The sequence below is a fragment of the Methylophaga sp. OBS1 genome, assembly GCF_026319365.1.
Genome location: NZ_JAPDMS010000001.1, coordinates 108,130 through 120,838, shown reverse-complemented (window position 1 = coordinate 120,838; position 12,709 = coordinate 108,130). Strand labels below are relative to the sequence as shown.

Annotated in this window: 8 protein-coding genes and 3 tRNA genes; 6 read left to right on the top strand and 5 right to left on the bottom strand. The window is 51.9% G+C overall.

Annotated elements, in window-relative coordinates; translation table 11 throughout:
- Positions 1–41: 41 nt before the first annotated feature.
- Positions 42–2,285 (bottom strand): LPS-assembly protein LptD, encoded by a 2,244-nt coding sequence (locus tag OMQ46_RS00565; RefSeq protein WP_266234950.1) that lies wholly within the window; start codon positions 2,283–2,285, stop codon positions 42–44.
- Positions 2,286–2,571: 286 nt separating this feature from the next.
- Between OMQ46_RS00565 and OMQ46_RS00560 the strand changes: the two genes are divergently transcribed.
- The 3 genes from OMQ46_RS00560 (at position 2,572) to OMQ46_RS00550 (ending at position 2,877) form a co-directional block, all read left to right on the top strand.
- A tRNA-Ala gene (locus OMQ46_RS00560) sits at positions 2,572–2,647 on the top strand.
- A 23-nt stretch (positions 2,648–2,670) separates the two neighbouring features.
- A tRNA-Glu gene (locus OMQ46_RS00555) sits at positions 2,671–2,746 on the top strand.
- 55 nt (positions 2,747–2,801) lie between these two features.
- Positions 2,802–2,877, top strand: a tRNA-Glu gene (locus OMQ46_RS00550).
- A gap of 13 nt (positions 2,878–2,890) precedes the next feature.
- Here the strand turns inward: OMQ46_RS00550 and lptG are convergent.
- Together lptG and lptF are read right to left on the bottom strand one after the other, a co-directional pair.
- Complete coding sequence (lptG, locus tag OMQ46_RS00545; RefSeq protein WP_266234948.1) at positions 2,891–3,955, bottom strand: LPS export ABC transporter permease LptG; 1,065 nt, start codon at positions 3,953–3,955, stop codon at positions 2,891–2,893.
- Entirely contained in the window at positions 3,956–5,086 is a 1,131-nt protein-coding gene (gene lptF / locus OMQ46_RS00540; protein WP_266234946.1) for an LPS export ABC transporter permease LptF, read from the bottom strand.
- A 97-nt stretch (positions 5,087–5,183) separates the two neighbouring features.
- Here lptF and OMQ46_RS00535 point away from each other — a divergent pair, with 97 nt between their 5' ends.
- The 3 genes from OMQ46_RS00535 to OMQ46_RS00525 all read left to right on the top strand — a co-directional run bounded on the left by OMQ46_RS00535 (position 5,184) and on the right by OMQ46_RS00525 (position 9,963).
- Positions 5,184–6,677: a leucyl aminopeptidase gene (locus tag OMQ46_RS00535; protein WP_266234944.1), complete on the top strand. Its 1,494-nt coding sequence runs from the start codon at positions 5,184–5,186 to the stop codon at positions 6,675–6,677.
- Between the two features lies 1 nt (position 6,678).
- On the top strand, positions 6,679–7,107 hold the full coding sequence (locus OMQ46_RS00530; RefSeq protein WP_266234943.1) for a DNA polymerase III subunit chi: 429 nt from the start codon (positions 6,679–6,681) through the stop codon (positions 7,105–7,107).
- 99 nt (positions 7,108–7,206) lie between these two features.
- Positions 7,207–9,963 (top strand): valine--tRNA ligase, encoded by a 2,757-nt coding sequence (locus tag OMQ46_RS00525; RefSeq protein ID WP_266234942.1) that lies wholly within the window; start codon positions 7,207–7,209, stop codon positions 9,961–9,963.
- A 207-nt stretch (positions 9,964–10,170) separates the two neighbouring features.
- On the opposite strand, the gene OMQ46_RS00520 is transcribed toward OMQ46_RS00525, so the two are convergent.
- The gene (locus tag OMQ46_RS00520) at positions 10,171–10,725 is read right to left on the bottom strand and encodes a PepSY domain-containing protein (RefSeq protein ID WP_266234941.1); all 555 of its coding nucleotides are present in this window, start codon (positions 10,723–10,725) and stop codon (positions 10,171–10,173) included.
- 156 nt (positions 10,726–10,881) lie between these two features.
- A complete protein-coding gene (locus OMQ46_RS00515) occupies positions 10,882–12,576 on the bottom strand; it encodes an NAD-dependent malic enzyme (protein ID WP_266234939.1) in 1,695 nt (564 codons plus the stop codon).
- Between the last annotated feature and the right edge of the window lie 133 nt (positions 12,577–12,709).

Sequence of the window (12,709 nt, the reverse complement as noted above, 5' to 3'; positions counted from 1 at the left end):
TCAGTTCAAGCTGTGTGTCACGGCTTTGACTCTAACGGGGTTCAGTCTGCCTGATAACCGCGAATACTGGTCTCCAGCAAGCTGTCAGATTTTTTACCAAAGGCGCCCAGGCCTTTCAGCTCAACCTGGAAATAAATGGCCAGATTGCGGTCATCGTCAAAGGCATCATTGACGTAGTTACGTATTGCCAGACGCGTGGCCCAGCAACAACTGTCGTATTGTAAGCCGGCCAGGGCTTCCAGCGTTTTACCCTGATCGATGGAACGGTACCAGCGACCAAACAGCTGCCAGCGATCTGAGACCGGCACCTGGGCTGAAATGTCGACCTGTTCCAGACCTTCCAGGCGGGTAATATCCGCACCATCACGACGGTAACGATGAGAGATGTTGAAAATACCGCCCTTATCACCGCGATAGCGCAGTCCCACCGAGGACATATTGGATTCGGTTTCGCCCGGATCCCACTGGATTTCACCACTGACTGACCATTCGTCATTAATGAATGCCACAGCTTCTGCAATCATATCTGAATCAGCATCACTATTTTCAATACCATTGGGCAGGGTTACATTGCGATCATCAAAATAGCGAATCTGTCCCAGCGTCAACCTCAGATTTTCATCACCGGTTTCCTGATTGATGATTCTCGAAGTCACAGCGAGCGAGAGCTGATTGGCATCACCGATACGATCGCCACCAATAAAGCGGTCATAGGAGAAAAGCCGGATCATGTTAAATGTGGACAGACTGGTGTCAAAGTCGGGAATATCCGATTGATCTCGCTCGGGTATATAAAGATAGAAAGCCCGGGGCTCCAGTGTCTGTAAAAAATTGCCCTTGCCGATGTTCAGCTCACGCTCGAAAAACAGCCCGGTATCAAAACTGGCTATAGGCAGAGAACGTGATGCATCATCATCAAACTGATTCAGATCATCGCTTTTGAGATTGTAGCGGGTATGGTTAAACGCCAGTCTGGGCGTGGCAAAAAAGGCTGAGTTACCCATCGGCATACTGACAGCCGGTTCGAAATTAATACGCTGACCTTCGACCCGGTCATTGTGATCAAACTCCACATACTCCGCATCAAATTCATAGGTCAGGCCCAGCGCCTGGTCAGGCAGGTAACCGCTCAATAGTAGCTGAGGCAGTCGTTTATATTGTTCAGGTACATCTGACAGGGTCTGATAGCCCTGCATGCGAGCAGTAAAGTTCCAGACATCCCCCACATAACCGGTCTCAACCAGGCGGTTCAGGTGAGTTCGACTGGACAGACTCAGACTGGAGCCAAAATCCTCGAAATAATTCTCATCCGAGACATAGTTATAATCGACAATCGCACGCCAGCGGTTGGGCAGATAAGAACGGTGCTGCCAGGTAAATAACTCACGATCCTCCTGGTAATATGGATTCAGATCTTCACCACTATTTTTGAGATCGTCTGAATCAAGGAAGTTGGCCTCGATCTCACCCTCTCCCCACTCTGATAAGTAACGGAACTGCCCGCCCAGCATCAACCCACGATCACTCATATATCGCGGCGTCAAAGTGGCATCCATATTAGGCGCAATGTTCCAGTAATAGGGTGTCATGACATCGAAACCGGTCTCATCACTGTTGCCTACTGAAGGCGGCAGGAAACCCGACTTACGCTTATCATTGAGCGGGAAGTTGATGTAAGGCGTATAGAATATGGGGATACCGCCCACGCGAACCACCACGTCTTCGGCTTCCCCGACACCGGACACATGGTCCAGGTGGACTTCATCGGCATCCAGCAACCAGGCATTATCCCCTTCCGGACAAGTGGTATAGCTGGCGTTTTTCAAATCTGTGCTGGCTTTGCCTTTACGCAACAGGTGACTGGCCTGCCCACGGGCATGCATCTGACGGATTCGATACTGGGCATCCAGCATTCTGCCCTCATCTTTTTGCATCGACCATTCAGCCTGCTGGGAATCAATGATAATTTCACTATCACGCAGTCTGACATCGCCGCTGGCGGTAACATCACCACTGGCACGATTATACGTGGCGCGCTCTGCGCTCAGTTGCTGACCGGCGCGGGTGATATCGACATCGCCGGAGAACACCGAGGTACCGCTCTGCAGTAACTGCACATCATTGGCTTTGACATCAACCGGGCTCTGCTCCGAATCTACCTCCGATGCCGGCAGGAATAGATCCTCGTAACCAAAGTGGCAACTGAGTCCCTGTTCCTGTTGGGCCGCAACCGTCCCGGTAATGCAGGACAGTAATAAGGTAGAGAGAAGCTTTAATTTGCGCATGTTCATCCTCAAGCTGCTGACCCAGCCATGATTAACGTCCTGACCGAATGAAAAATAACGCTCAATTTATCGCATATATATAAGTAATCAGCAAATTAGTTCCGTCGCTATCAGCCACGCTGAAGCGGATAATCCCATCTGCTCAAAGACTTAGCTTTAAGGCCTGCTGGTGAGTGATTTTCAGGCCGTTCATCAGGCACGCTGAATCCGCTGAGGGGATAAAATAATTTTGTCATGATGTGTTGACAGAGCGGGCTTCAGTCCCTATAGTATGCGCTTCCTTTCGGGGGCTATAGCTCAGCTGGGAGAGCGCCTGCATGGCATGCAGGAGGTCGGCGGTTCGATCCCGCCTAGCTCCACCAATAACTCGAAAGAAAAGTTTTAGGTCCCCATCGTCTAGAGGCCTAGGACACCGCCCTTTCACGGCGGTAACAGGGGTTCGAATCCCCTTGGGGACGCCAAATTGAGGGTCTGAACAATCAGACCCTTTTCTTTTGAGACAATTTAAAGACCTGGGTCCCCATCGTCTAGAGGCCTAGGACACCGCCCTTTCACGGCGGTAACAGGGGTTCGAATCCCCTTGGGGACGCCATCTTTATTCTGTTTTACCTTACCCGCTTGTTCATCCACAAAGCCAGTGCGGCAAACAGCATAGTCGGAAACGACGATGCCAGCCACGGCAACAAACCGAACACCAGCCCCATGTGCTGAAAGCTCTGGTTAAAAAGGTGAAAGCCGATTCCGAGCAAAGCACCGGCCAGAATCCGGCCCCCTATCGGCGCTGAACGCAGTGGTCCAAATACAAACGGCACGGCCAGCAGCACCATCACCGCCGCACTCACCGGCATCATCAATTTACTCCAGAAAGCCAGCTCATACTGGGCCACCGACTGATGATTGTCTTTCAGATAGGTCACATATTCCAACAAGTCCCACACCGGTAAGAATTCAGGCGGCACCACCACGATATTGACCATGCCCGGATTGAGCTGGGATTGCCAGCGGGCGTGCGTGACAGACCGGACCTTGACCCCTGCCTCATTAATCGTACTCTGGACGACATCGGTTAAGATCCAGCTTTCATCCTGATATTCTGCTTTGACAGCCCGGGTCAGGATCCGCAGCCGGTGATTGTCATCAAACTCATAGATCGCCACATTGGAAAAACTGCCGTCGGCATTAATTCTGTCAATGTGATTGAAATGGTTACCGTCACGGGTCCAGAAACCATGTTCGGAGCGTGTTCCCACCGTGCCGGTCTGCGCCACCGACTGTAACTGTCTGGCATATTGTTCAGTAATCGGTCGAAGCCCTTCACCAATGACCAAAGCCACCAGCATCAGTATGGCTGCCACCACCACGACAGCTTTATTGATATCGGCAATCGAATAACCCGCGGCCCGCATCGCCACCAGCTCGCTCTGGCTGGCGAGATTACCCAGGCCAATCACACTGCCCAGCAAGGCTGCCACCGGCAGTAATTCATAAATCCGCTTGGGCATCGTCAATGCAATATAGCTGAGGATACTGCCGATGCCGTAGTCGCCCTCGCCCAGATCATCGAGTTCAGTAATAAAGTCCATAAAGGTATACAACGCCAGCAATACCAGCAGCACCAGGGCGGTGCTGGCAATAATGTTTTTGGCAATGTATTTAGACAGTATGCGCATTTATGAACTTTGTTTTTGTTGATAGCGGGAAAGAAAACGACGCAGGGTCTGACGGTTCAACAGCAGCAACAGCACCACCAGCATTAATACATGCACCCAGACGCCACCGAGCCAGACGGGAATGTCCCCCTTGGCGACCCAGGCACGATTGACGCCCAGCAGATTGCTGTAAATGATGTAGATCAGCACCGCTGGGACAAATCCGGCATAACGTCCCTGACGGGGACCGGCATTGGCCAGCGGAATCGCCAACAGGCACAGCAGCAGCGTCATCAGGGCCGCAGCTGTACGCCACTGAACTTCTGCAAGATCACGCGGTTCGCCCCGTGCCAGCAGGTCTGACGTGGCCATCGCCTTGTGACGTTCACGCACCTCGCCTTCCTGTCCTTTTTCTATCAACAGACTGTGGCTGCCGAACTGCGCGATAGTGAAATCCTGATCCCCCGCTCTGCCCTCATAGCGGTAGCCCTCTTCCAGGACCAGGAATTTATCCCCGGTTTGCGAATCAATTTCGAAGTGGCCGGTTTCGGAGCGAAATATCAGTGGCTTGTCCTCACGATCAATCTCAATGAAGACATTTTCCATAAACTGCTTATTGGCGCTGAGCCCCTGCGAATAAAAGGTCCAGTCGCCGCCTTCACTTTCCTTGAAACTGCCCGCAATCAAGCCCGTCGTATTCGCGGAAATCTTGGCCTTTTCCTGTAATTCATAGCGTTCAGACAACACGCCGGGCACCACGAACAATGACAGCACGGCGACAATGACTGCAATGGTACCGGCAAACAGCAGCACATTGCGCATGATGCGCAGATTGGAGATGCCACAGGCCGACATGACGGTGAGTTCATTATCGGAACTCATCCGCCCCAGTGACAGCATGACAGCGAGAAAAGCGCCTATCGGCAACAGAATCGACAACGCTCCCAGCGAACTCAGGCCAAGCAGGCTGAAAATCACATCGGCTGGCATGTTACCTACCGCGGCATCTGCGAGATAGCGGGCAAAGCGGGTTGAAATATAGATCAGCCAAAGCACGCCGGTCACAGCGACCAGGTTAATCACAAACTCCCTGAGCAAATAGCGATCGATGATGGTCAGCCAGGAAGATATCGGGTGCGGAACGTTGAGCATTAACGGCGTGTCTTGGTTAGAATAAAACGTTTGTTTTTGGCACAATCAATTTCGAATTCAAGAAGTCTAAACTAATTCATCCCTACAGGAGAAATCCATGCAGTATTTTGTCACTACCGATGCGCTGGCGTCACAGCAGACTGACTGTCTCGTTGTTGCCGTTTATGATGGCGGCGAACTGAGCCCCTGCGCTGCGCAGTTGGATGAAGACACCCGCGGCGCGGTGCAGCGTGTGGTTGATGCCGCCGATATTACCGGCAAACCGGGTCAGACCCTGTTCATGTATCACCCCGAAGGCATCAAGAGTCCACGTATTCTGCTGGTTGGTGTCGGTAAAAAAGGCAAAACCACTGAGAACGATTTCAACGCGGCGACCACCACCATGGCGCAGGTTTTGAATGAAAGTGGCGCACAAACCGCGACCTGTTGTCTCGCCGAGGTGGAACTGGGTGATCGCTCAGTTGCCTGGAAAGTGCGGCAGACCAGTGTCAATACCGAAACGGCACTCTACCGTTACACACACACTAAAAGTGAAAACAAGCCGATCGAAAAACCTTTGACACAGCTCAGTTTTGCCTGTGATGAGACTGACACGGCGGCGCTGGGCCAGGCCGTCGATCAAGGCGCAGCGATTGGCCGCGGCATGAACCTGGCACGTGAACTGGGCAACCTGCCCGGTAACATCTGCACCCCGAGCTATCTGGCCGAGCAAGGTATCAAACTGGGTCAGCAGTTCGACAGCATCACTACCACCGTGCTGGATGAAGCGGAAATGGAAAAACTGGGCATGGGGTCCCTGCTTTCAGTCTCCCGCGGCAGTCGTCAACCAGCCAAGCTGATCACCATGGAATACAAGGGTGCCGGCGACGCCAAACCCGTCGTCCTGGTGGGTAAAGGCCTGACTTTTGATGCTGGCGGTATATCCCTCAAACCCGCTCAGGGCATGGATGAGATGAAATACGACATGTGTGGCTCTGCCAGCGTATTCGGCACCATGCAAACCATCGCAGAACTGGGCCTGCCGATTAATGTTGTGGGCGTGGTTCCCAGCTCGGAAAATATGCCGGACGGCGATGCCAACAAACCGGGCGATATCGTCACCAGCATGGCCGGAAAAACCATCGAAATTTTGAATACCGACGCTGAAGGCCGCCTGATTCTGTGTGATGCGCTGACTTATAGCGAACGTTTCGAACCCGATACCGTAATTGATATTGCGACCCTGACCGGGGCGATCATTGTCGCACTGGGCAGCGTCACAACCGGTGTGATGGCCAACAACCAGGATCTGGCTGATGCCCTGCTCAAAGCCGGTAATGACAGTTACGACCGCGCCTGGCAGTTGCCTCTTTGGGACGATTACCAGAAACAACTCGACAGTAACTTTGCCGATATCGCCAATGTCGGTGGTAAAGAAGCCGGCAGCGTCACGGCCGCCTGTTTCCTGTCCCGTTTCACCGAAAAATTCCACTGGGCACATCTGGATATCGCCGGCACTGCCTGGCTCGGCGGTAAAGCCAAGGGGGCAACGGGTCGTCCGGTGCCACTGTTGGTGCAATATCTGTTGAACAAAATCGAATCACAAAGCTGATATGACCCGAGTCAGCTTTTACGTGCTGAAGTCAATTGAGCCGGAACAGCGGCAGGCCTTTGCCTGCCGCCTGGCTGAAAAGATTTATCATCAGGGTCAGCAAGTCTACATCCACACCGAAAATGCCAGCCAGAGTGCCGCGCTGGACGAGGCATTATGGGCTATCCGCCCGGATAGTTTCGTTCCTCATGAACAGGTAAGTTCAGGCAGTGATAATGCCAGCCCGGTGCTCATCGGCCACGCTGAAACCAGCCCGCCCCGACTGATGGATGTATTAATCAACCTCACCGATCAGCAACCGCTGTTTTTCAGTCAGTTTGAACGGGTGGCTGAGATTATCGACGATAATGCCCCGGTGAAACAGGCGGGGCGAGAACGTTTTCAGTTCTACAAACAGCGTGGCTACGAACTCGATACCTTCCACATTTAATTTTCCTGCAGACCAATTTCCGATTGCGGCTGACCGCGACCTGCCTCAGCAGGTATAATGCCCTGCTACTTTAACGACTTAGATCTGAACAAGAACAAGATGGAAAAAACATACAGTCCTGACGCGATTGAAGAACGCTGGTATCAGCAATGGGAACAGGCCGGGGAATTCAAACCGACCGGTGAAGGTGACCCTTACTGCATCATGCTGCCACCACCCAATGTCACCGGCAGCCTGCATATGGGCCATGGTTTCAACAATACCATCATGGATACGCTGACCCGCTATCACCGCATGAAAGGCCATAACACCCTGTGGCAACCGGGTACTGACCATGCCGGTATCGCAACCCAGATGGTAGTTGAGCGTCAACTGAATGCTCAGGACAAAACCCGCCATGATCTGGGCCGGGACAAATTCATCGAACGGATCTGGGAATGGAAAGAAGAATCGGGCGGTAATATTACCCGCCAGCTTCGCCGCCTGGGCTCTTCGCTGGACTGGTCACGTAACCGCTTCACAATGGACGATGAGCTGTCCGAAGCAGTGAAACAGGTCTTTGTGCGGCTTTATGATGAAGGTCTCATCTATCGGGGCAAGCGCCTGGTGAACTGGGATCCGGTATTGCATACCGCTGTCTCTGATCTGGAAGTATTGTCAGAGGAAGAATCCGGTCACCTCTGGCATTTCCGCTATCCCCTAACAGATGGCAGTGGCCATCTGGTAGTCGCCACCACCCGCCCTGAAACTATGCTTGGCGATACCGCGGTGGCAGTCCATCCTGAAGATGAACGCTATCAGGACCTGATTGGCAAAACCATCACCCTGCCGCTGGTGGGCAGAGAAATCCCGATCATTGCCGATGATTATGTCGACCGTGAGTTCGGTACCGGTTGCGTAAAAATTACCCCGGCCCATGATTTCAATGACTACGAAATGGGCCAGCGACATAATCTGGAGCAGATCAATATCCTGACCGCTGATGCTGCCATCAACGATAATGCACCGGAAAAATACCGGGGGCAGGATCGTTACGAAGCCCGGGATGTGATTGTGCATGACCTGAAAGAACTGGGTCTGCTGGAAAGCATTCAGGATCATAAACTGATGGTGCCCCGCGGTGACCGCAGCGGTGCAGTCATTGAACCCTTCCTAACCGACCAGTGGTATGTCAAAGCTGACGTACTGGCCGAGCCCGCAGTCAAAGCCGTGAAAGAAGGCAAGGTCAAATTCGTCCCCGGCAACTGGGATAAAACCTTCTTCAACTGGATGGATGGCATCCAGGACTGGTGTATCTCACGTCAAATCTGGTGGGGACACCGCATCCCGGCCTGGTATGACAACAACGGTCATGTCTATGTTGGGCATGATGAAGCCGATGTACGTCACAAGCACAAGCTTGCTGATGACATTGAACTGAATCAGGATGAAGACGTGCTCGACACCTGGTTCTCTTCCGCCTTGTGGCCATTCTCCACGCTGGGCTGGCCCGACAATACCGATGCGCTGAGAACCTGGTACCCGACCAGCGTCCTGGTTACCGGTTTTGACATTATCTTCTTCTGGGTCGCCCGGATGATGATGATGGGCCTGCACTTTATGGATGATGTGCCGTTCAGGGAAATCTATATCCATGGTCTGGTACGTGATGCCTATGGTCAGAAAATGTCGAAATCCAAGGGTAATGTCCTGGATCCTATCGATATTATCGATGGTATCGATCTGGAAAGTCTGGTTGCCAAACGCACCAGTGGCATGATGCAGCCGCAACTTGCCGCCAAGATTGAAAAAGCGACCCGCAAGGAATTCCCGGACGGCATTGCGCCACACGGTACTGATGCCCTGCGCTTCACTTTTGCCTCGCTCGCCTCCACCGGCCGTGATATCAACTTCGATATGAACCGGATTGCCGGTTACCGCAATTTCTGTAACAAGTTGTGGAATGCCGCGCGTTACGTTTTGATTAACACCGAAGATCAGGACACCGGCATTGATAACAGTGATGTCGAACTGAGTCTGGCCGATCGCTGGATTATCTCCAAGCTGCAAAGCACGGAGAAAGACATCACCCGAGCGCTGGACAGCTATCGTTTTGACCTGGCTGCGCAGGGCATATACGAGTTTATCTGGAATCACTACTGCGACTGGTACCTGGAACTGTCAAAGCCGGTACTGACTTCTGACACCGCATCAGAAGCAGCCAAACGCGGTACCCGTCGCACATTGGTCCGGGTGCTGGAAGCGACCTTGCGTCTGACACATCCATTTATGCCATTTATCACCGAGGAAATCTGGCAGACTATTGCACCTCTGGCCGGAGTCAAAGGTGAATCGATTATGCGTCAGCCCTACCCCGTTGCTGATGACAATAAGATCGATGAAGCTGCCGTTGCCGAGATGGAATGGGTGATGCAGTTTATCACCGGTGTGCGTTCAATTCGCTCGCAGATGAATATCGCACCGAAAAAACAACTGCCGGTATTGCTCAAAGATGCTCAGGCTGAGGATAAGATCCGACTGGAGAACAACCGTAACTTCCTGAGCAGGCTTGCCAACCTGGAATCCATTGACTTACTGGATGGTGAAGCACCGGCCGCTGCCACCGCGCTGGTGGGCAAAATGGAAATCCTGATCCCGCTGGAAGGCCTGATCGATAAAGACGCCGAGATTACCCGTCTGAACAAGGAAATGAGCAAGCTCGACAAGGTCATCAAGCAATCTTCCGGTAAGCTGGCCAATGAAAACTATGTCGCTAAAGCACCGGCAGAAGTCGTGGCCAAAGAGCGCGAAAAGCTGGGAGAAATGCAGCAGGCTTATCAGCAATTGGAACAGCAGTTAGCCGCGTTGGGGGCTTAAAGGCTGGACTGGACAGTCATTGGCCTCGTATAAGAGGCCTCTGCTTTATCAAGGGGCTATTGGCACAATTGGCTAAATGTCATGTTGAGCGAAGCCGAAACATCTCCACGGCTGGAGCTATCAATTGCTTCCACTGCGGCTCACAGTAAAAGGCAAAAAAAAGCCGCTGAATTTTCAGCGGCTTTTTTGTCGCAATCAGAAAAAGGCTTATTCTTTTTCCATACCGATTTCATAAAGCTCGATATTCGCCTCTTCGATTTCACCGGTGGTGGCATCGACATCGACTTTGACTTCATAGCCATGCACGCTCTGAATATCGAACTCATAAGTGGCGTCACCATCGAAACCGACTTCCATTTCAGAGGCGACGACTTCACCCGGATGGAACATCAGCGCAGTCTCACGCGCTTCAGCTTGTGAGATTTTTGCCAGTTTCTTGAATGCCGGATCGTTAGCATCGACTTCACGCTCGATTTCAGTAATAAAACCTTCCTCGGCATTGCATTCAACGTTATAAGTGTTGCCGTCGGCGTCTGCTTCAATATCGAACTCATAAACCGGATCATCGCCTTCCATTTTCAGTTCAACTTTACGGGCATTACCGGGAATGGTATCCAGTGCGGCATCAAGACAGGTTTCGATTTTGACGATATTCCAGTTACGAATATCATCCAGATCGTAGTTGTCATCTGCGGCAAAAGCAGTAGAAGAGAGAGATAAAGCCAGAGCGGCAGGAATAATTTTCAGAACAGAAGTTGTCATGTAAAGCTCCTTTTTGAGATGAAAGATCCAAAACGATCAATCTCTACCCACAAGAGCAATGATCAAACTTGTGAGTACAGTATAACAGCCATTATTNATTTTAGGAATTTTTCCTATACCCATCCAACATGACAAGTGGTAACAAGAAAAGTTTTGCTAAATACTGACTCTTCTATATTGACGATACTGCGCGTTCCAGACAGTGTTCTCAATCGCTTCCTGCACGCTCTGTTCATCTGACTGGGCCGCCAGGTCCTGCTCCTGTGCGATACGAATGACCGCAAAGGCGATCGCCTGACTCAACTCACGTACGCTGCTGAGTGNGGGTAATAAGGCACTGCTGTTATCCGTTGACAAAGGCGAGTTATTAGCCAGCACTTCACTCGCCACCATCATCATCTCCTTAGTGACCCGCGAAATCCCGCCCGCTACCACAGCAAGGCCGATACCGGGGAAAATATAGCTGTTATTGCATTGAGATATCACAAACTCCCTGCCTTCAAATTCCACAGGGTCAAAAGGACTGCCGGTCGCAATGATGGCCTTGCCACCGGTCCAGCGAATCAAATCTGCCGGCAACGCCTCAACGCGACTTGAGGGATTACTCAAGGGAAAAATCACCGGCATCTCACAATGTTGCTGCATGGTTTTAATCAGCGATTCGGTAAACAATCCCGGCTGCCCCGAAACACCAATCAGAATGGTCGGTCTGGCCTGCTCAACGACCTGTTCAAGGCTGATAAAATCAGACGTTACTGACCAGTTGCTGATTGCATTGTCGTACTGCGCCAGTCGAGCTTGCGCATCATAAAGCCCGGACATTGATTTAGTCAGCAGCCCGGCTTTATCCACCATATAAATCCGGGTTCTTGCCGCTTCCTCGGTCAGTCCTTCACGACACATCTGAGCGACCAACTGCTCGGCAATGCCGCAACCGGCTGATCCGCCGCCGGCGAATACGATGCGCTGCTCCGAGAGTTTCTGCTGTTTAAAACGACAGGCTGCCAGCAGGGAGCCCACTGTGATGGATGCCGTGCCCTGAATATCATCATTAAAGCAGCAGATTTGGTCCTGATAGCGCTCCAGCAGCGGCAACGCCTTGCGCTGTTCGAAGTCTTCAAACTGGATTAAAACACCAGGCCAGCGACGTTCTACAGCATCGATAAACAGTTCGATGAATTCATCATATTGTTCATCATCAATCCGGTGATGCGGCCAGCCGATATACATCGGATTGTCGAGCAAGGTGTCGTTATCAGTACCGACATCCAGCATCACTGGCAATGTATAAGCCGGGCTGATACCGGCACAGGCCGTATATAAAGACAATTTACCAATCGGAATCCCCATGCCACCGACGCCCTGATCGCCAAGGCCCAGTATGCGGCTGCCATCGGTAACCACAATCACTTTGACATGGCGTTTGGTGGCGTTATGTAGAATTTCATCAATGCGATAACGGTCAGGATAGGCAATAAAGAGACCGCGGGCACGACGGTAGATTTGTGAAAACTTCTCGCAGGCCTCGCCCACAGTCGGCGTGTAAATCACCGGCATCATTTCCTGCAGATGTTGTTCCAGCAGATAATAAAACAGGGTTTCGTTGGTATCCTGCACCATACGCAGGTAGATGTGTTTATTAATGGCCGAGTCAAAGCTGGCATATTGCAGATAGGCGCGTTCGGCCTGTTCTTCTATTGATTCAAAGTGATGCGGAATCAGTCCGGTCAGGTTGAAATCGCGTCGCTCCTGCTCGCTGAATGCCGTGCCTTTATTGAGCAGCGATGTGCCCAAAAGCGCTGTGCCGGCATGCGGAATGTAGACAGGTTCCTCTTTACGCTGATCTGTCATTGGACTTGCTCCCTGTTAGTGCCTCGCCTCAAGGCCAGTATAAACCGTGAGCACGCAGGAAAAGCAAACCTGTCATTGGTTCCGGGAACTGCGATTAATAAAGAAAAGCCCGGCACAGGATTGATACCGGGCT

Excerpts from the sequence above, each read along its gene's own strand:
- OMQ46_RS00565 (WP_266234950.1), bottom strand. The coding sequence starts at position 2,285 with ATGCGCAAATTAAAGCTTCTCTCTACCTTATTACTGTCCTGCATTACC.
- lptG (WP_266234948.1), bottom strand. The coding sequence starts at position 3,955 with ATGCGCATACTGTCTAAATACATTGCCAAAAACATTATTGCCAGCACC.
- lptF (WP_266234946.1), bottom strand. The coding sequence starts at position 5,086 with ATGCTCAACGTTCCGCACCCGATATCTTCCTGGCTGACCATCATCGAT.
- OMQ46_RS00535 (WP_266234944.1), top strand. The coding sequence starts at position 5,184 with ATGCAGTATTTTGTCACTACCGATGCGCTGGCGTCACAGCAGACTGAC.
- OMQ46_RS00530 (WP_266234943.1), top strand. The coding sequence starts at position 6,679 with ATGACCCGAGTCAGCTTTTACGTGCTGAAGTCAATTGAGCCGGAACAG.
- OMQ46_RS00525 (WP_266234942.1), top strand. The coding sequence starts at position 7,207 with ATGGAAAAAACATACAGTCCTGACGCGATTGAAGAACGCTGGTATCAG.
- OMQ46_RS00520 (WP_266234941.1), bottom strand. The coding sequence starts at position 10,725 with ATGACAACTTCTGTTCTGAAAATTATTCCTGCCGCTCTGGCTTTATCT.